The sequence below is a fragment of the Roseiarcus fermentans genome (genome assembly GCF_003315135.1).
In the GTDB taxonomy this organism is placed as follows: domain Bacteria; phylum Pseudomonadota; class Alphaproteobacteria; order Rhizobiales; family Beijerinckiaceae; genus Roseiarcus; species Roseiarcus fermentans.
In genome coordinates this window covers 59,745-81,538 of the sequence record NZ_QNRK01000023.1, presented here as the reverse complement: position 1 = coordinate 81,538, position 21,794 = coordinate 59,745, and the positions used below count along the sequence as shown (strand labels likewise).

General features: G+C 68.1%; 20 protein-coding genes. All 20 read right to left on the bottom strand.

Features of this window, described 5'->3' with window-relative positions; all coding sequences use genetic code 11:
- Positions 1–4: 4 nt before the first annotated feature.
- The gene (locus tag DFR50_RS19650) at positions 5–1,276 is read right to left on the bottom strand and encodes a dicarboxylate/amino acid:cation symporter (RefSeq protein WP_113890968.1); all 1,272 of its coding nucleotides are present in this window, start codon (positions 1,274–1,276) and stop codon (positions 5–7) included.
- A 141-nt stretch (positions 1,277–1,417) separates the two neighbouring features.
- Positions 1,418–3,406, bottom strand: coding sequence for an acyl CoA:acetate/3-ketoacid CoA transferase (locus DFR50_RS19645; protein WP_113890967.1), 1,989 nt, complete (start codon positions 3,404–3,406; stop codon positions 1,418–1,420).
- An 11-nt stretch (positions 3,407–3,417) separates the two neighbouring features.
- On the bottom strand, positions 3,418–4,827 hold the full coding sequence (locus DFR50_RS19640; RefSeq protein ID WP_113890966.1) for a GntP family permease: 1,410 nt from the start codon (positions 4,825–4,827) through the stop codon (positions 3,418–3,420).
- An 81-nt stretch (positions 4,828–4,908) separates the two neighbouring features.
- The gene (locus DFR50_RS19635; protein ID WP_245427967.1) at positions 4,909–5,838 is read right to left on the bottom strand and encodes a DMT family transporter; all 930 of its coding nucleotides are present in this window, start codon (positions 5,836–5,838) and stop codon (positions 4,909–4,911) included.
- A 25-nt stretch (positions 5,839–5,863) separates the two neighbouring features.
- On the bottom strand, positions 5,864–6,277 hold the full coding sequence (mce, locus tag DFR50_RS19630; RefSeq protein ID WP_113890965.1) for a methylmalonyl-CoA epimerase: 414 nt from the start codon (positions 6,275–6,277) through the stop codon (positions 5,864–5,866).
- Between the two features lie 139 nt (positions 6,278–6,416).
- Positions 6,417–8,084, bottom strand: a complete 1,668-nt coding sequence (locus DFR50_RS19625) for a ribonuclease J (protein WP_113890964.1) — start codon at positions 8,082–8,084, stop codon at positions 6,417–6,419.
- Entirely contained in the window at positions 8,085–8,885 is an 801-nt protein-coding gene (locus DFR50_RS19620; RefSeq protein ID WP_113890963.1) for a biotin--[acetyl-CoA-carboxylase] ligase, read from the bottom strand.
- Positions 8,882–10,315, bottom strand: coding sequence for an NADH-quinone oxidoreductase subunit NuoN (nuoN, locus tag DFR50_RS19615; RefSeq protein WP_113890962.1), 1,434 nt, complete (start codon positions 10,313–10,315; stop codon positions 8,882–8,884). The genes DFR50_RS19620 and nuoN overlap by 4 nt, the downstream gene beginning before the upstream one ends.
- Positions 10,316–10,362: 47 nt before the next feature.
- The gene (locus tag DFR50_RS19610; protein ID WP_113890961.1) at positions 10,363–11,865 is read right to left on the bottom strand and encodes an NADH-quinone oxidoreductase subunit M; all 1,503 of its coding nucleotides are present in this window, start codon (positions 11,863–11,865) and stop codon (positions 10,363–10,365) included.
- The gene (gene nuoL, locus DFR50_RS19605) at positions 11,865–13,865 is read right to left on the bottom strand and encodes an NADH-quinone oxidoreductase subunit L (RefSeq protein ID WP_113890960.1); all 2,001 of its coding nucleotides are present in this window, start codon (positions 13,863–13,865) and stop codon (positions 11,865–11,867) included. Before nuoL ends, DFR50_RS19610 begins: the two co-directional genes overlap by 1 nt.
- 8 nt (positions 13,866–13,873) lie before the next feature.
- Positions 13,874–14,176, bottom strand: a complete 303-nt coding sequence (gene nuoK, locus DFR50_RS19600; protein WP_113890959.1) for an NADH-quinone oxidoreductase subunit NuoK — start codon at positions 14,174–14,176, stop codon at positions 13,874–13,876.
- Between the two features lie 12 nt (positions 14,177–14,188).
- The gene (locus DFR50_RS19595; RefSeq protein WP_113890958.1) at positions 14,189–14,788 is read right to left on the bottom strand and encodes an NADH-quinone oxidoreductase subunit J; all 600 of its coding nucleotides are present in this window, start codon (positions 14,786–14,788) and stop codon (positions 14,189–14,191) included.
- Between the two features lie 151 nt (positions 14,789–14,939).
- Complete coding sequence (gene nuoI, locus DFR50_RS19590; RefSeq protein ID WP_113890957.1) at positions 14,940–15,434, bottom strand: NADH-quinone oxidoreductase subunit NuoI; 495 nt, start codon at positions 15,432–15,434, stop codon at positions 14,940–14,942.
- A 17-nt stretch (positions 15,435–15,451) separates the two neighbouring features.
- Positions 15,452–16,477, bottom strand: a complete 1,026-nt coding sequence (gene nuoH / locus DFR50_RS19585; protein ID WP_113891000.1) for an NADH-quinone oxidoreductase subunit NuoH — start codon at positions 16,475–16,477, stop codon at positions 15,452–15,454.
- A gap of 153 nt (positions 16,478–16,630) precedes the next feature.
- Positions 16,631–18,694 (bottom strand): NADH-quinone oxidoreductase subunit NuoG, encoded by a 2,064-nt coding sequence (nuoG, locus tag DFR50_RS19580; RefSeq protein WP_113890956.1) that lies wholly within the window; start codon positions 18,692–18,694, stop codon positions 16,631–16,633.
- Positions 18,691–19,002 carry a pentapeptide repeat-containing protein gene (locus DFR50_RS19575; RefSeq protein WP_113890955.1) on the bottom strand — a complete coding sequence of 104 codons (312 nt, stop codon included), beginning with the start codon at positions 19,000–19,002 and terminating at the stop codon, positions 18,691–18,693. Before DFR50_RS19575 ends, nuoG begins: the two co-directional genes overlap by 4 nt.
- Positions 19,003–19,051: 49 nt before the next feature.
- Positions 19,052–19,513 carry a cupredoxin domain-containing protein gene (locus DFR50_RS19570; protein WP_113890954.1) on the bottom strand — a complete coding sequence of 154 codons (462 nt, stop codon included), beginning with the start codon at positions 19,511–19,513 and terminating at the stop codon, positions 19,052–19,054.
- Positions 19,510–19,794 carry a hypothetical protein gene (locus DFR50_RS19565; protein WP_113890953.1) on the bottom strand — a complete coding sequence of 95 codons (285 nt, stop codon included), beginning with the start codon at positions 19,792–19,794 and terminating at the stop codon, positions 19,510–19,512. The genes DFR50_RS19570 and DFR50_RS19565 overlap by 4 nt, the downstream gene beginning before the upstream one ends.
- Positions 19,795–19,797: 3 nt before the next feature.
- Entirely contained in the window at positions 19,798–21,105 is a 1,308-nt protein-coding gene (gene nuoF / locus DFR50_RS19560; RefSeq protein WP_113890952.1) for an NADH-quinone oxidoreductase subunit NuoF, read from the bottom strand.
- A gap of 5 nt (positions 21,106–21,110) precedes the next feature.
- A complete protein-coding gene (gene nuoE, locus DFR50_RS19555) occupies positions 21,111–21,761 on the bottom strand; it encodes an NADH-quinone oxidoreductase subunit NuoE (protein WP_113890951.1) in 651 nt (216 codons plus the stop codon).
- Positions 21,762–21,794 lie beyond the last annotated feature (33 nt).

Sequence of the window (21,794 nt, the reverse complement as noted above, 5' to 3'; positions counted from 1 at the left end):
CGCCTCACGCCGCCGCCGGTTCGTCGAGAAAGGCGTCGTCCGCCCCGGCGGGCCTCTCCTCCCCGAGCGCGCCCTCCCAGCGGGAGACGACCGCCGTGGCGATCGAATTGCCGACGACGTTGGTGGCCGATCGACCCATGTCGAGGAACTGGTCGATTCCCATGATCAGCAGGAGGCCCGCCTCGGGAATCGCGAACTGGTTGAGCGTGGCGGCGATCACCACCAGCGACGCGCGCGGCACGCCGGCCATGCCCTTCGACGTCAGCATCAGGATCAACAGCATGGTGAGCTGCGTCCCGAGCGGCAGCACGACGCCATAGGCCTGCGCGATGAACAGCGAGGCGAAGGTGCAGTACATCATCGAGCCGTCGAGATTGAACGAATAGCCCATCGGCAGGACGAAGGAGGCGATGCGGTTGGGCACGCCGAACTGCTCGAGGGCCTCGAGCGTCTTCGGGTAGGCCGCCTCGGACGAAGCGGTCGAGAAGGCGAGCAGGATCGGCCCCCGCATCATGCCGAGGAGGCGAAGGACCCGCGGCCCCAGCACGAGGAAGCCCCCGAGCGCGAGCAGCCCCCACAACAGGAGCAGCGACAGATAGAAGCCCCCCATGAACTTGGCGAACACCAGCAGCACCCAGAGGCCCTGCTTGGCGACGGTCGCCGCCACCGCCGCGAACACCGCCAGCGGCGCAAAGGTCATCACATAACCGGTGACGATCAGCATGACGTGGGCGAGTTCGTCGATCCCCTGGACGATCAGCTTCCCCTTGTCGCCGAGCGAGGCGATGGCGACGCCGAAGAACACCGAGAACACCACGATCTGAAGGATCTCGTTGTTCGCCATCGCCTCGATAATCGATCGTGGCACGAGATGCTCGACGAAGTTCTGCAGCGACAGGGCCGAGGTCTTGAGGCCGGTCGCCGCATGCGCGTCGGGGATCGGAATGTTCAGCGCGTCGCCAGGCCGCAGGATATTGACCATCAAGAGCCCGAGCAACAGCGAAACCAGCGAGGCGGCGATAAACCACGTCATGGTCTTGATGAAAATGCGGCCGATCTGGTTCGATTCGCCGACATGGGTGATGCCGACCACCAGAGTCGAAAACACCAGCGGCGCGATGATCATCTTGATCAGGCGAAGAAACAGCGTCGAAACCAGCTCGAGATAGGACGCGACGGCCTTGCCGGTGTCCGGATCGACGAGAAAGATGAGATATCCGACGAAAATCCCCAGGACCAGCGCCGCCAGGATGGCGTGGATCATGTATTTCCGCATCGACAGCGCCCCCGCTAATCGTCGAATGGCCGGGTCGGCGCGCTCGCATCGACCGTCTGTCCGCGACGATGCCCGCGCCGGACGCTCATGGCAAGACGCTGCGCGCCGATTGCCGCATTTCGTTTGGGCCGGGCCGCCGTTCTACTCGCGCGTCTCCTTGCGCCAGTCCCTCCGCGCCTGCGCCTCGCTCTCGAAGATATGCGGCGCGACGCCGCGCTTTTTCAGCGAGTCGCCGAGCTTCATCCGCAGGAAGCCGCTGGTGGTGTAGCGCGACACGCCGGAATAGAAGCGGTCGGCGAGGCCGCGCACCATTGCCGTGTACTCGTCGAGCAGGTCCGGCAGGATGGTGAAATTGTCGTAATTGACGATCGCGTAGGCGCGCTCGCCGAGCGATCCGAGCTTCGATTCGACCACTTTCTCGATCGCGCCGATGTCTTCCCGGCGGCGCAGATCGAAGCGTTCGAGATTGATGAAGAAGGCGTTCTGCGTCGCGTCGTAGGTGAAGCGGCTTTCGAGCGACACCCCGACGAGATCGGCGCGCAGATTCATCGGTTCGGGCGCGAAAATCCGCGCGTCCATCAACACGGGGTCACGCGGAATCAGCGGCTTGAAATCCATGCGGGCGAGGATGTCGCGCTCGATGTCGACGCCCGGCGCAACCTCGACGAGTTCCAGCCCTTCCGACCGGAGCGCAAAGACGGCGCGCTCGGTCACGTAGAGCGCGTTCTGCCCGCGTGTCCCGGCATAGGCGCCGCTGAAGGTGACGTGCTCGACGTCGGCCACGAATTTCTTGAACTTCGCCTCCTGCTCGATGACCAGCCTGCCCTCCCGCGCGCCGACCTTCTGGCTGCCGGCGCCGAACGTGCCGACGAACACGACCTCCTTGGCGTTCTGGCTGATGTTGATGAAGCCGCCGGCACCGGCGAGTTTCGGCCCGAACTTGCTGACGTTGAGGTTGCCGTGGCGATCGACCTGGGCGAGGCCGAGGAAGGCGGCGTCCAGTCCGCCGCCGTCGTAGAAGTCGAACTGGTAGGGCTGGTCGATCACCGCCTGGGTGTTGGTCGCGGCGCCGAAGTCGATGCCGCTCGCCGGAATCCCGCCGATCACGCCGGGCTCGGCGGTCAGCGTGATCAGGTCGATGATCTTCTCCTCGTTGGCGACCGCGGCGACGCCCTCGGGCATGCCGATGCCGAGGTTGACGACGCTGTTGGCCTTGAGCTCGAACGCGGCGCGGCGGGCGATGATCTTGCGCTCGCTCATCGCCATCGCCGGCAGCGATCCGGCGCGCGCCCGGATCTCGCCGCTGTAGGCGGGATTGTATTGCGTGCCGAAGGTCTGCCAGTGATGCTCCGGCCGCGCCACGACGACGCAGTCGACCAGGACGCCGGGGATTTTCACCTGCCGCGGGTTCAGGCTGCCGCTCTCGGCGACCCGCTCGACCTGGGCGATGACGATTCCGTCCGAGTTGTGCGCCGCCATCGCGATGGCGAGCGCCTCCAGCGTCAGCGCCTCCTTTTCCATGGTGAGGTTGCCGTCGGCGTCGCCGGTGGTGGCGCGAATGATCCCGACCTGGATCGGAAACGTGCGGTAGGCGAGGCACGCCTGCCCGGCGAGGGTGATGCGCTCGACGAGGTCCTCGGTCGTGCGGGCATTGAGCTTGCCGCCGCCGTTCTTCGGGTCGACGAACGTCTCCATGCCGACGCGGGTGACGTGCGCCGGGCGGCGCGCGGCGATGTCGCGGAACAGGTGGGTGATCACCCCCTGGGGCAGGTTGTACGCCTCGATCCGGTTGTCGATCGCCATCGCCTGCAGCTTCGGCGCGAGCCCCCAGTGGCCGCCGATGACGCGGCGCACGAGGCCCTCGTGGGCGAAGTGGTTGAGGCCCTTGGTGTTGCCGTCGCCCTGGCCGGCCGCGTAGACGAGCGTCAGGTCGCGCGGGGCGGCGTCGGCGAGGAAACGCGCCTCGAGGGCGATGGCGATCTCCTCGGCGAAGCCGATGCCGACGAAGCCGCCGGTCGCCACCGTGTCGCCGTCGCGGATCAGGCGCACCGCCTCGGCGGCGGTGACGACCTTGCCCAGCTCGGGCGAGCGGAGGTACGGCAGCGCCGGATGCTTCTGTCCGCCCGGCATGATCCTGTCCCTCAGTAGAGGCCGCTGAACTCGTAGACGCCGATGATCACGAACACCGCCGCCGTCTTCAGGATCGTCACGGCGAAGATGTCCTTGTAGGACTCGCGGTGGGTGAGGCCCGTGACGGCCAGCAGCGTGATGACCGCGCCGTTGTGCGGCAGGGTGTCCATGCCGCCCGACGCCATGGCGGCGACGCGGTGCAGGACCTGCATCGGGATGCCGACGGCGTTGGCGGCTTCGATGAAGTCCTTCGACATCGCGGCCAGCGCGATCGACATGCCGCCCGAGGCCGAGCCGGTGATGCCGGCGAGCGAGGTGACGGTGACGGCCTCGCGCACCAGCGGGTTGGGGATCGCGCCGAGCGCGTCGCGGATGGCGAGGAACCCGGGCAGCGAGGCGATCACGCCGCCGAAGCCGTATTCGGTGGCGGTGTTCATGGCCGCGAGCAACGCGCCGGCCACCGCCGCCTTGCTGCCCTCGGCGAAAGTCTTCGACACGGTGCGGAAGGCGAGCAGGAAGACCAGGATGATGCCCGTGAGCAGCGCGCCCTCGACCGCCCAGACCGCGCGGATCGGCTGGACCGGCGTCGGGATGGCGTGGTCCATGGCGAGCTTGAGGTCATAGCTCGCGCCGTAGGCCCAGTCGATCAGGCCGGGGATGCCGGGCGGGAAGCCGCCGAGGATGATGTTGAGGACGAACACCACGATCAGCGGCAGGAAGGCGATCCAGGGCGACGGCAGATGGGTGGTGTCGACCGGCGCCGGCTCGTTGATGTGGCCTTCGCCATAGCCCTCGCCGTTGGCCCGGGCGCGCCGCTTCTGCCACTCGAGATAGCTCATCCCGCAAACCAGGATGAAGATCGCGCCGATGACGCCGAGGATCGGCGCGGCGCCGGTCGTGGTCTTGAAGTAGGTGGTGGGGATGATGTTCTGGATCTGCGGGGTGAACGGCAGCGCGTCCATGGTGAAGGAGAAGGCGCCGAGCGCAATCGTGCCGGGGATCAGGCGCTTGGGGATGTCGCCGGCGCGGAACAGTTCGGCCGCGAACGGATAGGCGGCGAACACCACCACGAACAGCGACACGCCGCCGTAGGTCAGCACCGCGCACACGAGCACGATCGCCAGCATCGCCTGCTCCTTGCCGACGACGCGGATGATGGTGGCCACGATCGACTTGGCGAAACCGGACAGCTCGATCACCTTGCCGAACACCGCGCCGAGCAGGAAGACCGGAAAATAGAGCTGGGCGAAGCCGACCATTTTCACCATGAAGAGATTGGTGAAGGCGGCGGGCACCGCGTGCGGGTCGGTGAGAAAGACGGCGCCCATGGCGGCGATGGGCGCGAACAGGATGACGCTGAAGCCGCGATAGGCGACGAACATCAGAAAACACAGCGCCGCCAGCGCAATCAGAAAGTCCATGAGTTCGCCCCTCCCGGAAGATTCGCAGCTTCTTTGCGCCACTTTTACGCCACGCGGCCGACGAGGCAAGGGCGGCCGCCGTCATAATCGCGCCCCGCGGTCGCGACGTAACGCCACGTTGCGGCGCGCGGCTTTCCCTGCGATCAGCGCCGGCGCCGCTTCCGCCGCGAGCGCGCCGAGGAGAATGAGCCCGCAGCCGGCGGCCGCGGCGGGCGTGAGCCGCTCGCCAAGCCAGAGCGCGCCCGCAAGCGCCGCGAATACGCTTTCCAGCGACAGGATCAGCGCCGCCTCGGCCGGCGGCGTGTGGCGCTGGCCGAAGATCGCCAGCGTATAGCCGAGCGCGCCCGACACCAGCCCGGCGAACAGAATCTCGGGCGCCGCCGCGACAAAGGCCGCCGGCGGCGCGGTCTCGAAGGCGAGCGACGCGGCTGCGGCCAGCGCCGCGCACAGCGCATACTGGGTGAAGGCGAGCGTCAGCGGCCGCTCGGTCCTCGCCAGATAGAGCGGGGTCAGCGCGATCCCGGTCGCCCAGGCGAGATCCGACAGGAGCACGATCCCGTCGCCCGCCGTCGGCGGCGCGCCGGGTCCGCCCCCGGTCGCGAGCAACCACGCGCCGGCGAGCGAAACGGCGCTCGCCAGGAGCACGATCGCGCGCGGGCGCGTGCGCGACAGCGCCCAGACGACGAACGGCGTCAAGACGACGTAGCAGGCGGTGAGAAAACCGGCGTTGGTGGCGCTGGTGGTCGCGATCCCGACCTGCTGCAGGCTGGCGCCGAGAAACAGCATCAGCCCGATGACCGCCGCGAGGCGGCGCGCGCTTGCGCTCACGGGCCGCGAGGCGCGCCGGCCTTCGAACAGCGCGAGCGGCGCCAGCGCCAGCGCCGACACGACGAAGCGCGCCGCCACGAAGGCCATCGGCGGCAGCGCGCCGATATCCTTCTGGACGACGAACGTGACCCCCCAGACGATCGCGGCGGCGAGCAGCAGCGCGTCGGCCTCGAGACGGGTCAAGCTCCCGGCGCCGACTTCATTCGCCTCAGGCGGCGGGAACCTGCTCGATTTCGACCAGCGTGCCGAAGAAGTCCTTCGGGTGCAGGAACAGCACCGGGTTGCCGTGCGCGCCGATCTTGGGCGCGCCGTCGCCGAGCACCCGCGCGCCCGCCGCCTTCAGCGTTTCGCCGGCGGCGACGACGTCCTCCACTTCGAAGCAGATGTGGTGGATGCCGCCGCCCGCGTTCTTCTCGAGAAAACCCGCGATCGGCGACTTGTCGCCGAGCGGATGGAGAAGCTCGATCTTGGTGTTCGGCAGTTCGACGAACACGACGGTCACGCCGTGGGCGGGAACGGGGTGCGGCGCCGACACTTTCGCGCCGAGCGTCTCGCGGTAGGTGTTGGCCGCCTTTTCGAGGTCGGGAACGGCGATGGCGACGTGGTTGAGTTTTCCGATCATGGGCGTGCCTCCGGGGATTCGGCAGTGGCAGTAGGCAGTAGCCGGCGGCGACGAGCAATAAGCCAACAGGCGAATGGCCGCGGCGACGGATCCGGACGGATCGCGCGGCCGACGCCGGCTGCCTACTGCCTACCGCCTATCAAACCTCCACCACCAGCGCGTGCACCTGCGGCTTCTTGCCCCAGTGGGCGCCGACGGAGGCGCGGACGCTGCGCTCGATCGCGCTCGACAGGGCGTCGGGGTCGCGGCGCTTGCCGCGGGGCAGGCTTTCGAAGGTCTCGAAGATCGCGGCGTCGATGATCCCGTCGAAGCCGGCGCCGTCGCGGGTGCGCTCGGGCAGGCCGGCGATCATCACGTCGGGATCGCCCGCCATCTCGCCTTTCGGGGTGAGCGCGATCGCGATCGACACGACGCCGGCGAACGACAGGCGGCGGCGCTGCCCGACGCAATCCTGCACCGCCGGCAGCAGGATCTCGCCGTCCTTGAGCCGGCGGCCATGGTCGATTCTGGCGATCGTTTCGAGGTCGCCGGGGGCGAAGCGAACGAGATCGCCGTTGAAGGCGCGCCGCACCTGCGGGACGCCCATCGCCAGCGCGAACGCGACGTGTTCGGTCAGGTGCAGCGCCTCGCCGTGCGCCGGCACCGCCATCCGCGGCTTCAGCCAGCCGTACATCTTCGCGACTTCGGCGCGGCGCGGGTGTCCCGAGACGTGCACCAGCGCGTGACGGTCGGTGATGACCTCGACGTTGCGGGCGGCGAAGGCGTTGATGATCTTGCCGACCGCCTTCTCGTTGCCCGGAATGGTGCGCGACGAGAAGATCACCGTGTCGCCGGGGACCAGTTCGGCGGTCGGATGATCGTCCGAGGCCATGCGGGCGAGCGCGGCGCGCGGCTCGCCCTGGCTGCCGGTCGCGAGCGCCAGAATCTTGTCCCGCGGCAGGCGGCCGAACGCGTCCATGCCGAGGAACGGCGGGACGCCGTCGAGCATGCCGAGTTCGCGCGCGACCGCCACCACCCGCTCCATCGCGCGGCCGAGAATGCACACCTGCCGCCCGGCGGCGAAGCCCGCTTCGGCGGCCGAACGCAGGCGGGCGACGTTGGAGGCGAAGGTGGTGACGACCACCCTGCCCTTCGCCTTGCCGACCAGATCCGCGAGCGTCGCCGCGACGTCGCGCTCCGACGGGCTCTCGCCCTCGCGCAGCACATTGGTGGAATCGCACACGAGCGCCAGAACGCCCTCGTCGCCGAGCGCAGCGAGCCGCGCCTCGTCGGTGACCGCGCCGACGATCGGGGTCGGATCGATCTTCCAGTCGCCGGTGTGGACCACGAGGCCGGCCGGGGTGCGGATCGCCAGCGCCGAGCTTTCCGGGATCGAATGGGCGACGCGCACGAATTCGACGTCGAACGGGCCGATCATCACCCGGCCGCCGGGCCTGACGATCTGGATCGGCACCTTGGGCGCCCCCGGCTCGCCCAGCCGCCGCGCCTCGGCGAGGCCGGCGGAGAAGGGCGAGGCGTAGACCTGCACGCCGAGGCTCGGCCACAATTCGGCGAGCGCGCCGATATGATCCTCGTGGGCGTGGGTGAGGACGACGCCGACCAGGTCCTTCCTCACCTTCTCGATGAAGCCGAGGTCGGGCAGAATGAGATCGACGCCCGGCAGGTCGTCGCCGGCGAAGGCGACCCCGAGATCGACCATCAGCCACTTGCGCGCGCGCGCCGGCCCGTAGCCGTAAAGCGCGCAGTTCATGCCGATTTCGCCGAGGCCCCCGAGGGCCACGAACACGAACTCGTTGTCGTCACTCATTCAAGCATTCCCGCGCGAATCGGCCGACGCCGCAACGGGCGCGCGATTCGGTTCCGGCGATATCCAGAGATCGGCGGCCTCGATCGCCTCGAGTCCGCCCTCCCCGCGAAACAGCAATCGGCCGTCCGCGTCAAGTCCCAAGAAAGCGCCCTCGCGCCGGCCGCGTGCGTCTTCGATGCGCACCAGCGCTCCGACTCCGGCCGCCCGCTCGAGCCAGGCCGCGCGGATCGCCGCGAAATTCTCGCCCCGCGCCCACAGATCGAGCGCCTCGGCGAACCGCGCGGCGAGGCGTCGGAAGAGATCGGAGGCGGCGACCGCGCCGCCCGCGAGCGCCGCGGTCGGGTAGCCGACGCCCTCGGGGGCGTGGGCGCAGTTGACGCCGACGCCGACGACGCAGGCGATGCGACGGTCGGGAAGCGCCGCCGCCTCGAGCAGCATGCCGGCGCATTTGGCGCCGTCGACAACGAGATCGTTCGGCCATTTCAGCCGGGCGGAACCCGCGCCGACGTCCTCCGCCGCCTTCGCCAGCGCCACGCCGGCGACGAAGCCGAGCTGCGGCGAGCGCGCCTGCGGGCACGGGTCGATCAGCAGCGCGCTCGCGTGCAGGTTGCCGGTCGGCGACACCCAGGCGCGCCCCCGGCGGCCGCGGCCCGCCGTCTGCGCGGCGGCGACGATCCACAGATTCCCCGCATCGCCGGCGAAAGCTCGCCGTCGCGCCTCCTCGTTGGTGGAGTCGACCGTCTCCAGCCGATCGATCCGCCAGTCGGCCCGGGCGGCCCCCCGCGTCGCGCCGCCGCTCAAAACAGGGTTTGCGCCGCGGCCATCGCGGCGTTGGTCAGAAGCGAGGGGGCGAAGACGAACACGATGACCAGAACCGCGGCGAGCCCGAGCACGCCGCTCGCGACGACGCCGCGCCGGTCGAAGGCCACCGCCGGATCGTCGATGTACATCACCTTGACGATGCGCAGGTAGTAGTAGGCGCCGACCGCGCTCGCCAGCACGCCGAAGATCGACAGGCCGTAGAGGCCCGCCTGGATGGCGGAGGCGAACACGTAGAACTTGGCGAAGAAGCCGGCGAGCGGCGGCACGCCCGCGAGCGAGAACATCATCGCCGCGAGGTAGAAGGCCATCGTCGGGTCGGTGCGGGCGAGGCCGGACAGGTCGTCGATCGATTCGACCGCCTTGCCGTCGCGCTGCATCATCAGGATGCCGGCGAAGGTGCCGAGCGTCATGACGACGTAGATCGACATGTAGACGATCACCGCCTGCACCCCTTCCACCGAGCCCGCGGCGAGGCCGACCAGCGCGAACCCCATGTGGCCGATCGAGGAATAGGCCATCAGCCGCTTGATGTTCTTCTGGCCGATGGCGGCGAAGGCGCCGAGCCCCATCGAGGCGATCGACACGAAGGCGATGATCTGCCGCCAGTCGACGGCGATCCCCGGGAAGGCCGAATAGGCGACGCGCACCAGCACCGCCATCGCCGCGATCTTGGGGGCGGAGGCGAAGAACGTCGTGACCGGCGTCGGCGCGCCCTCGTACACGTCCGGGGTCCACATGTGGAAGGGGACCGCCGAGATCTTGAACGCCAGCCCGGCCAGCACGAACACGAGCCCGAACAGCACGCCGATGCTGCGGTGATCGTGCACCGCCGCGGCGATGTCGCTGAACGCCACGGAGCCGGAATAGCCGTAGATCAGCGAGGCGCCGTAGAGCAGCATGCCGGACGACAGCGCGCCGAGCACGAAATACTTGAGGCCCGCTTCGGTCGCGCGCAGGTCGTGGCGGCGGTAGGCGGCGATGACGTAAAGCGCGAGGCTCATCAGTTCGAGGCCGAGATAGAGGGCGATGAAGTCCTTGGCCGAGATCAGCATCAGCATGCCGAGCGTGGCGAGCAGGATCAGCACCGGAAACTCGAAGCCGGCGATCTGCTCCCGGCGCATGAACTCGAGCGACAGGAGCAGCGTCACCAGCGAGCCGATCACCGCCAGCCCGCTCATGAAGCGGGTGAACGGATCGTCGGCGAAGGAGCCGTAGAACGTGATCCCCATCGGGCGCGACTTCCACACGACGATCAGGAAGACGATCCCGAGCAGCGCGACCGAAACCTCGGTCACGAGATGGAAGGCCCGTTCGCCCCGCAGCGCGCCGTAGAGCACCAGCAGGAGCGTTCCGAGGGCGAGAACCGCCTCTGGCAGGACAACCGGAAGGGAGAGGGCCGTTTCGTGCATTGGGGGGCTCTTCGTGTTGAACTCGATGACCGGCGGCTAGCGCCCCGTTACAGCCCGGCCGTCCTGGTGGCCGAGACCGCCTGCGCCACGCCCCTGAGGAGCGCGTCGATGGAGGCCGAGCTCGCGTCGAGGATCGGCTGGGGATGCACGCCGTAGTAGAGGACGAGCAGCCCGAGCGGCAGGAGCATCGCGATCTCGCGCGGGTTCAGGTCGAGGATCGTCTTGAGGCCGGCCTTCTCGATCACGCCGAACACCACCCGCCGGTACAGGAACAGCGCGTAGGCCGCCGACAGGATGACGCCGGTCGTGGCGAAGAACGCCACCCAGGTGTTGGACTGGAACGCGCCGATCAGGGTCAGGAATTCGCCGACGAAGCCCGACGTCCCCGGCAGGCCGACATTGGCCATCGTGAACAGCATGAAGGCGACGGCGTAGAGCGGCATCCGCTGCACGAGGCCGCCGTAGGAGGCGATCTCCAGGCTGTGCATCCGGTCGTAGAGGACGCCGACGCAGAGGAAGAGCGCGCCGGACACGAGGCCGTGGCTGATCATCAGATAGACGGCGCCCTGCACGCCCTGCGCGTTCAGGGCGAAGATCCCCATGGTCACGAAGCCCATGTGCGCCACCGACGAATAGGCGATCAGCTTCTTCATGTTGTCCTGCGCCAGCGCCACCAGCGAGGTGTAGATGATGGCGATCACCGACAGCGCGTAGACGAGCGGGGTGAAGTAGAGCGAGGCGTCCGGGAACATCGGCAGCGAGAAGCGGATGAAGCCGTAGCCGCCCATCTTCAGGAGCACCGCCGCCAGGATGACCGAACCCGCCGTCGGCGCCTCGACATGCGCGTCGGGCAACCAGGTGTGGACCGGCCACATCGGCATCTTGACCGCGAACGAGGCGAAGAACGCCAGCCACAACCAGGTCTGAATCTTCGGGTCGAACGCCGTCTTCAGGAGCACCGTGATGTCGGTCGTGCCCGTGCTCCAGTACATCGCCATGATGGCGAGGAGCATCAGCACCGAGCCCGCGAAGGTGTAGAGGAAGAACTTGAACGCCGCATAGACGCGGTTGCCGTGGCCCCAGACGCCGATGATCAGGAACATCGGGATCAGGCCGCCCTCGAAGAACAGGTAGAACAGCACCAGGTCGAGCGCCACGAACACGCCGATCATCAGCGTCTCGAGGGCGAGGAAGGCGATCATGTACTCCTTGACCCGGATCTCGATCCCCCAGGATGCGGCGATGGCGATCGGCATCAGGAAGGTGGTCAGGAGCACGAACGGCATCGAGATGCCGTCGACGCCGAGCTTGTAGAGGATGCCGTGCGAGAACCAGGCGTGCTCCTCGATCAGCTGGAAACCGGGTTGCGCCGGGTCGAACCGGCCCCAGGCGGCGAGGCTCAGCACGAAGGTGATCAGCGTCGCGAACAGCGCGATCCAGCGCGCGTTGCGCCGGGTCGCCTCCGAATTCCCCGTCGGCAACGCCAGGATGCACACGCAGCCGATCAGCGGCAGGATCAGCAGGCTCGAGAGAATCCAGGACCCGGACATCAGCGCGCTCCCCCGAACAGATACCAGGTCGCGAAGGCGGCTGCGCCAAGCAGCATCGCGAAGGCGTATTGATAGACAAAGCCCGACTGGAGCTTCACCGCGCCGCGGGTCACGTCGAGCACGCGCGCCGACAGCCCGTCGGGCCCAAGCCCATCGATGATCGCGCCGTCGCCGCCCTTCCACAGCGCGCGGCCGATCGCGAACGCCGGCCGGACGAACAGGAAGTCGTAAAGCTCGTCGAAGTACCACTTGTTGAGCAGGAACCGGTAGAGCGCCGGGAACAGCTCGGCCAGCCGCTCGGGCGCCTGGCGGTCGACGATGTAGAAATAGTAGGCGACCAGCAGCCCGACGACCATCGCCAGCGTCGGCGACAGCGAGACCAGCGTCGGAACGTGCTCCATCTCCTCGAGGATCGGCCCGAGGAACAGGGAATGGCGCCAGAAGCCCTCGGCGCCCGCGCCGATGAACGCGTGCCGGAACGCCACGCCCGCGATGACCGCGCCCAGCGCCAGCGCCGCGAGCGGAACGAGCATCACCCGCGGCGACTCGTGCGCCCGGCCGTCGCCGTGGCCATGACCGTGATCGTCGTGCCCGTGCCCGTGGCCGTCATGCGCCTCCGCCGGCAGCCACGAGGAAAACTGGCCGCGTTCGCCGAAGAAGGTCATGAACACGAGACGCCAGGAATAGAACGAGGTGAAAGCCGCGGCGATCACCACGCACCAGTAGGCGTAGACCGCGCCGACGCGGTGCGAGGCGAAGGCGGCCTCGACGATCGCGTCCTTCGACACGTAGCCGGCGAAGCCGATGGTGCTGAACGGCAGACCGACGCCGGTCAGCGCCAGCGTGCCGATCGTCATCATCCAGAAGGTGAACGGGATCTCCCTGCGCAGGCCGCCCATCCGGCGCATGTCCTGCTCGTGATGCATCGCGACGATGACCGAGCCCGCGCCGAGAAACAGCAGCGCCTTGAAGAAGGCGTGGGTGAACAGGTGGAACATGCCGAGGCTGTAGCCGCCGACGCCGAGGCCGACGAACATGTAGCCGAGCTGCGAGCAGGTCGAATAGGCGATCACCCGCTTGATGTCGTTCTGCACCAGGCCGACCGTGGCGGCGAAGAACGCCGTCGTCGCGCCGACGATCAGCACGACGCTCAGCGCGACGTTCGACTGCTCGAACAGCGGCGACAGCCGCGCCACCATGAACACGCCGGCGGTCACCATGGTGGCGGCGTGGATGAGGGCGGAGACCGGGGTCGGGCCCTCCATCGCGTCGGGCAGCCAGGTGTGGAGCAGGAACTGCGCCGACTTGCCCATCGCCCCCATGAACAGGAGCAGGCAGGCGATCGTCCAGGCGTCCCAGTCGATGCCGATGAAGTGAACCGTCCTGCCGGCAATGCCCGGGGCGGCGGCGAACACCTGGTCGAACGTCACCGAACCGGTGAGGGCGAAGACGAGGAAGATGCCGAGGGCGAAGCCGAAGTCGCCGACCCGGTTGACGACGAAGGCCTTGATCGCCGCGGCGTTGGCCGACGGCTTCTCGTACCAGAAGCCGATCAGGAGGTAGGACATGAGGCCCACCCCCTCCCAGCCGAAGAACATCTGCACCAGGTTGTCGGACGTCACCAGCATCAGCATGGCGAAGGTGAACAGCGACAGATAGGCGAAGAAGCGCGGCCGCGACGGGTCGTCAGCCATGTAGCCGATCGAGTAGACGTGGACGAGGAACGACACGGTGGTCACCACCACCAGCATCACCGCCGTCAGCGTGTCGATGCGCAGCGCCCAGGCGACGTCGAGCCGGCCCGAGGTGAACCAGTTGCCGACCAGGACGTGGGCGTCGGCGCCGCCGGCGACCAGGAAGAAAGCGAACCAGGACAGCACGAAGCTCACGCCCAGGAAGCCGGTCGTGACGTATTCCGACGCGCGCGCCCCGATCCACGGACCCAGCAGGCCCGCGATCAGGAAGCCGAGGAGCGGAAGAAAGACGATCAGGTCGTACATCGGTCTTCTCAGCCCTTCAGCGAATTGATGTCTTCGACCGCGATCGAGCCGCGGTTGCGGAAGTAGGCGACCAGGATGGCGAGCCCGATCGCCGCCTCGGCCGCCGCCACCGTCAGGATGAACAGCGCGAACGCCTGGCCGGTGAGGTCGCCCGAGAAGGTCGAGAAGGCGACGAGGTTGATGTTGACCGCCAGCAGGATCAGCTCGACCGACATCAGGATGATGATGATGTTCTTGTGGTTCAGGATGATGCCGGCGACGCCGATCGTGAACACGATCGCCGCGAGGATCAGGTAGGCGGAAAGGTCCATGGACGTGATCCTTCAGATGCCGACGCGCGAGGGGACCTTGCGCAACTCGATCGCGGTCTCGGGCGTGCGGGCGTTCTGGGCGCCGATGTCCTGCCGCTTGACCCCGACCTTGTGATGGAGGGTGATGACGATCGCGCCGATCATGGCGGTCAGCAGGATGAAGCCGGCCGCCTGGAAGAAGTAGACGTAGCGGGTGTACAGGACCTCGCCGAGCGCGGCCGTGTTCGACAGCGTGCCCGACGGCGTCGCCGCCCCGGCGGCATGGGGCGAAACCGCCCAGCCGGAGACGACGTAGACGAGCTCGGCGCCGAACACGAAGGCGATCAGCAGGCCCTGCGGCAGGTAGGTGACGAAGCCCTCCTTCATCCGGGCGAAGTCGACGTCGAGCAGCATGACGATGAACAGGAACAACACCGCCACCGCGCCGACGTAGACGACGACCAGGATCATCGCCAGGAACTCCGCCCCCAGGATCAGGAACAGCCCCGCGGCGCTGACGAAGGCGAGGATCAGGAACAGCACGGAATGGACCGGGTTCCGGGCGAAAATGACCGCGACCGCCGATCCCACGAGGATCGTCGAGAAAATCCAGAAAAATACCGCCTCGGCCATGTCGTCAGCCTCTTGAAAGCCCTGCCCCCTGCCCCCTCCCGCGCGAAGCGGGATCGGACGCAGCCGAAGCGACTGGCGGGAGGCTCGCGCCCCCGCCCCTCAAACCTGCCTCGCCCCTGGTCCGCGAAACCGATGTCCGCGGCGCCCGGGATCACCGATACGGCGCGTCCATCGCGATGTTGCGCGCCAGCTCGCGCTCCCAGCGCGCGCCGTTCCCGAGCAGCCGGTCCTTGTCGTAGAACAGCTCCTCGCGCGTCTCGGTGGAAAACTCGAAATTCGGCCCCTCGACGATCGCATCCACCGGGCACGCCTCCTGGCAGAAGCCGCAGTAGATGCATTTCGTCATGTCGATGTCGTAACGGGTGGTGCGGCGCGTACCGTCGTTGCGGCGCGGCCCCGCCTCGATGGTGATCGCCTGCGCCGGGCAGATCGCCTCGCACAGCTTGCAGGCGATGCAGCGCTCCTCGCCGTTCGGATAGCGGCGCAGCGCGTGCTCGCCGCGGAACCGCGGCGACAGCGGAAACTTCTCGTTGGGATAGTTGATCGTCACCTTCGGCTTGAACATGTACCGAATCGACAGCGCGAACGCCGCGAAGAACTCGGTCAGGAACAGCGAGCGGGCTGATTGGGCAAGTCTGAGCGCCATGGTTCTCTCCTCTCCCCTCAACCCGAAACGTTGGCGCCGAGGCCGGTGAACTCCAGCACCGCCGCGACGAGAACGACCATGAACAGCGAGATCGGCAGGAACACCTTCCAACCCAGGCGCATCAGCTGGTCGTAGCGATAGCGCGGCACGAACGCCTTCACCATCGAGAAGCAGAACACGACGCTCCACATCTTGAGCAGGAACCAGACGATGCCCGGAATCCAGGTGAACGGCGGGAACGGCAGCGGCGACAGCCAGCCGCCGAGGAACAGGACCGCCGTCATCGCCGACATGAGCAGGATGGCGACGAGTTCGGTCAGGAACTGCAGCAGAAACAGCGACGCCGAATATTCCACCATGTAACCGGCGACGAGCTCCGACTCCGCTTCCGTCAGGTCGAACGGCGGCCGGTTCGTCTCGGCGAGCGAGGAGACGAAGAAGATGATGAACATCGGCAGCAGCGGCAGCCAGTACCACCCGAGCAGGCCGAAGCGCGTGTCCTGGGCGCGCACGATGTCGCTCAGGTTCAGCGAACCGGCGCACATGAGCACGGTGACGATCACGAACCCGATCGACACCTCGTAGGACACCATCTGCGCCGCCGAGCGCAGCGCCGAGAGAAGCGGGTACTTCGAGTTCGACGCCCAGCCGGCCATGATGATGCCGTAGACCCCGAGCGACGACACCGCGAACAGGTAGAGGATGCCGACGTTGATGTCGGCGACCACCCAGCCGTCGTTGACCGGAATGACCGCCCAGCCGGCGAAGGCGAGCACCACCGAGACCAGGGGCGCGAGCAGGAACGCGCCCTTGTTGGCGCCCGCCGGGATGATCGGCTCCTTGATGATGAACTTGCCGAAGTCGGCGAAGGGCGTCAGGATTCCCCATGGCCCGACGACGTTGGGGCCGCGGCGAATGTGCACCGAGCCCCAGACCTTGCGCTCGAAGTAAATCAGAACCGCGGTCGACAGCAGGACGCAGACGAGCATCGCCAGCGCCTCGAGAATGTAGCGGAGCGCCGAGCCGAGGTCGCTTTCGTGCATCCAGCGGCCGAGGGCGGCGAAATATCCGCCGGCGACGAGCCACCAGACGATCGCGACGACGAAGACCACCGCGACGGCGGCGCCTCCGCCGATGATGGCGAGCCAGTTCGACGACGAGTCGGGGCGTGTGGGCGTTGCGCTGCTCATCGGCGGCTATTCCGCGGCTTGCCGCGTCCGCTCGCGCGCCAGGGCCGAGCACTCGGCCATGACGCGCGAAGCGCGCGCGATCGGGTTGGTGAGATAGAAGTCCTCGACCGGCGACCGGAACGGCGTCCGGTCGACCGCCCCGCCGAGCGCCGCGGCCGCGGTCAGCGCGGCGGGATCGGCGGGCGCGATCTGGTCGAATTGCGCGAGATGCGGATGCGCGGCGGCGAGCGTCGCCCGAAGCTCGGTCAGCGAATCGAACGGCAGCCGGGCGCCGAGCGCCTCGGACAGCGCGCGCAGGATCGACCAGTCCTCGCGGGCGTCGCCCGGCGGGAAGACGGCGCGTTCGGCGAACTGCGGCCGCCCCTCGGTGTTGACGTAGACGCCGGACTTTTCGGTATAGGCGGCCCCGGGCAGAATGACGTCGGCGCGATGCGCGCCGCGGTCCCCATGCGTGCCGATGTAGACGACGAAAGCGCCGGGCTCGACCTCGATCTCGTCGGCGCCGAGATTGAACAGCACGTCGAGCGCGCCGGATTTCGCCATCGCCGGCGCGTCGAGGCCGCCGTCTCCGGGGACGAGGCCGAGATCGAGGCCGCCGACGCGCGAGGCCGCGGTATGCAGGACGTTGAAGCCGTTCCAGCCGTCCTTGACGACGCCGGCCGCGGCCGCGGCCTTCGCGAGGCTCGCCAGGACGCCGACGCCGTCGGGCCGCGCGAACGCGCCCGCCCCGACCACGAACATCGGCTTCGTCATCCCCTGCGCCGGCTTCTCGGCGACCTCCGCGAGCGTTTCCGGCCCGGCGCCCATGTAGGTGGCGTCGTAGGTCAGGTCCGCCCGCTCGCCGATGACGCCGATCCGGACGCCCCCCTTCAGCCAGCGCCTGCGGATGCGCGCATTGAGCACCGGCGATTCGAGCCGCGGGTTGGAGCCGATCACCAGGATCGCGTCGGCGTCGTCGATGCCGGCGACGGTGGAATTGAACAGGTAGGAGGCGCGGCCGAACTTCGGATGCAGCTTCGAGCCGTCCTGGCGGCAGTCGATGTTGGGCGATCCGAGCCGGGCGATCAGGCCCTGCAGGGCGAACATCTCCTCGACGGCGGCGAGGTCGCCGACGATCGCGCCGATTTTCTCCGGCGCGGCGGCCTTCGCCTTTGCGGCGATCGCCGCAAACGCCTCATTCCAGCTCGCCGCCTTGAGCTTGCCGTCGACCCGGACGTAAGGGCGGTCGAGGCGCTGCGTCTTGAGGCCGTCGGCGACGTGCCGGGTCTTGTCCGAGATCCACTCCTCGTTGATCGCGTCGTTGACGCGCGGGAGGATGCGCACGACCTCGCGGCCGCGCGAGTCGATGCGGATCGCCGCGCCGAGCCCGTCCATCACGTCGACCGTCTCGGTCTTGACGTATTCCCACGGGCGGGCGTGGAAGGCGATCGGCTTCGCCGTCAGCGCGCCGACCGGGCACAGGTCGACGACATTGCCCTGCAGCTCCGAACTCAGCGCGCGCTCGAGATAGGAGGTGATCTCCATGTCCTCGCCGCGCCCGATCGCGCCCAGCTCCGGAACGCCCGCCACTTCGGTGGCGAAGCGCACGCAGCGGGTGCACTGGATGCAGCGGTTCATCGAGGTGCGGACGAGGGCGCCGAGGTACTTGTCCTCGACGGCGCGCTTGTTCTCGGCGAAGCGCGACGAATCGGCGCCGTAGGCCATCGCCTGGTCCTGCAGGTCGCACTCGCCGCCCTGATCGCAGATCGGGCAGTCGAGCGGATGATTGATCAGCAGGAACTCCATCACGCCCTGGCGGGCCTTGCGCGCCATCGGCGAATTGGTCAGCACCACCGGCGGCTCGCCGTTGGGTCCCGGACGCAGGTCCCTCACCGCCATGGCGCAGGACGCGGTCGGCTTGGGCGGGCCGCCCTTCACCTCGACGAGGCACATGCGGCAATTTCCGGCGATCGACAGCCGCTCGTGGAAGCAGAACCGCGGCACTTCGGCGCCGGCGGCCTCGCAGGCCTGAAGCAGGGTGTATTCGGCCGGAACGTCGATGTCCTTGCCGTCGATGTTGATCTTGCTCATGCGCCCTTCGCCCCGTGACCGGCCTGCCAATAGGCGAGCAAATCTGTGACGGCAATACCGTCGATGGTCATGCCGTCCAGCCGGGCGTCGGCGATCGACGCGCCGGCGAGGTTGGCCCCCTCGACCTTCAAACCGGCCAAATTCGCGTTTCGAACCCGCCATCCGGACATGTTCAGGTCGTCAAACGAGCAGCCCGACATGTTGATGTCGTGAAAGTCCGAGCCAGACAGATTGACGTCGTCGAAGCGCGACCCCGAGAGGTCGGCGGAATGGACATCCAGCCGTTGCTTCTCGCACTCGATCTTCATCGGCAGGACCCCGCGCTGCGCTCGACCAACCGAGCCGGAGACGTCGCTTTCATTTGACCGCCACCGCGCCGTGCATGCCGGCCTCGTAGTGGCCCGGGACGAGGCACGCGAACTCGAAGTCGCCGGCGTGGGTGAAGCGCCACAGCAACGTCGCCGACTGCCCCGGCGCGACCGTGACCGCGTTGGCGTCGTGGTGCTTCATCTCGGGCATCGCGGCCATCATCGCGGCGTGGGCCTTGTCGGCCTCCGCCGTCCCGAGGAAGAATTCGTGGCTGACCGAACCGGCGTTGCGGATCGCGAAGCGGATCTGCTCGCCGGGATGCGCCTCGACCCGGTCGGGTGTGTAATGCATTCCGTCCGCCGCCTCGGACATGACGATCTCCACCGTGCGCGCGGGCTTGTTCGGATCGCCCGGCACTCCGGCCGCGTGGTCGCCGTGAGCGGCGAGCGGCGCCGCAGCGAGCAGGAGCGCGGCCGCCGCGAGGGCGGCTTTCGCCACGGCGCGGGTCATCGTCCGGCCTCCAGCCTTTCGACCCGGCGGGTCAAGTCGGCGATCTGCTTGCGAAGATCGACATGCCCGCGGTTGGCGTGGGCGGCGTATCCGATCGCCGTCACGGCGCCCTCGCGGATCAATTCGACCCGCTCATCCAGCGCGTCGAAACGCAGGTCGTGACTGACGACCGTCAGCCTGACCTCCCTCACGATCGCCTCGATCGCGTCGAAGCGCGCGGAATTCTCCGCTCGCATCGCGCGCAGCAGTTGCAGAACCAGGTTGTCCGGCTCCTCGGCCATGGCCTACTCCGCCGCCGCGCGCACGGGGCTCGGCCCGTGCGGCCGGGCGGAATAGAGGTCAATGCGCCGCTCGATCTCGGGGCGGAAATGCGCGATCAGGCCCTGGATCGGCCAGGCCGCCGCGTCGCCGAGGGCGCAGATCGTGTGGCCCTCGACCTGTTTGGTGACGTCGAGCAGCATGTCGATCTCGCGCTTCTCGGCGCGGCCCTCCGCCATCCGGCTGACCACCCGCCACATCCAGCCGGTGCCCTCGCGGCAGGGCGTGCACTGGCCGCAGCTCTCGTGCTTGTAGAAGTAGCTGAGGCGGGCGATGGCGCGGACGATGTCGGTCGACTTGTCCATCACGATCACCGCCGCGGTGCCGAGCCCCGAGCGCAGCTTGCCGAGCGAGTCGAAGTCCATCGGGCAGTCGATGATCTGCGCCGCCGGCACGCAGCGCACCGACGAGCCGCCGGGGATGACGGCGAGCAGATTGTCCCAGCCGCCGCGTACGCCGCCGCAATGCCTGTCGATCAGCTCCCGGAACGGGATCGACATCGCCTCCTCGACGTTGCACGGGCGCTCGACGTGCCCCGAGATGCAGAACAGCTTCGTGCCGGCGTTGTTGGGGGCGCCGAAGCTCGTGAACCAGGCGGCGCCGCGCTTGAGAATGGTCGGCGCGACGGCGATCGACTCGACGTTGTTGACCGTCGTCGGGCTGCCGTAGAGGCCCATGCCGGCCGGAAACGGCGGCTTCATGCGCGGCTGGCCCTTCTTGCCCTCGAGCGATTCGAGCATCGCGGTCTCCTCGCCGCAGATGTAGGCGCCCGCGCCGTGATGGACGTAGAGGTCGAACGGCCAGCCGTGGATGTTGTCCTTGCCGATCAGCCTGGCTTCGTACGCCTCGTCGACCGCCGCCTGGAAGCGCAGACGCTCCTCGATGTATTCGCCGCGGAAGTAGATGTAGGCGGCCTCGGCCCCCATGGCGAACGAGGCGATCAACGCGCCCTCGATCAGCACGTGCGGGTCGTTGCGCAGGATCTCGCGGTCCTTGCAGGTGCCCGGCTCGGATTCGTCGGCGTTGATGACCAGATAGTGCGGCCGCTTCGGGTCGACGGTCTTGGGCATGAACGACCACTTGAGGCCGGTCGGAAAGCCCGCCCCGCCGCGGCCGCGCAGGCCCGACGCCTTCATCTCGGCGATGATCCAGTCGCGGCCCTTGTCGATCAGCGCCTTGGTCCCGTCCCAGTTTCCCCTCGCCCGGGCGCCCTTCAGGCTGCGGTCGCCGAAGCCGTAGAGGTTGGTGAAGATGCGGTCCTTGTCTTCCAGCATCGTCTTCAGGCCCCCGTCTTCTGGTCGACGCTCGCCGGCCCGCTGCGGCCGTCCGCCCCGTAGAGGCTGGTCAGCGCGGTCAAGGCCCCGACCGGCTCGGACGAGACGCGGCCGATCTGCGATCCCTTCTTCACCGGGCGCCCCGCGGCCAGGTCGTCGAGGAGCTTCGCAAAACTCTCCGCCGTCAGATCCTCGTAATAGTCGTCGTTGATCTGCACCATCGGCGCGTTGCAGCAGGCGCCGAGGCACTCGACCTCGCTCCAGGAGAACAGGCCGTCGGCGGTGACGTGGTCGGGCTCGCCCACGCGGCTGCGCAGCACGCCCTTGATCTCCTCGGCGCCGCGCAGCATGCAGGGCGTCGTGCCGCACAGCTGGACATAGTAGCGTCCCACCGGCTCGAGGTTGAACATGGTGTAGAAGGTGGCGACCTCGAGCACGCGGATCTTCGGCATGTCGAGCATCTCGGCGACCTTTTCGATCGCCGGCTTCGTCAGCCAGTAGGCGTTCTGCTTCTGGGCGCGCCACAGAAGCGCGATCACCGCCGAAGCCTGACGGCCAGGCGGATATTTGGCGATCTCGGTCTGCGCCCACGCCTTGTTCTCGGGCGTGAACTCGAAGCTGTCAGGCTGCTTCTCGGCAAGTCGGCGAACGGACATGGGCTATGCAATCCCGGGGGCGGAACGAGCGAG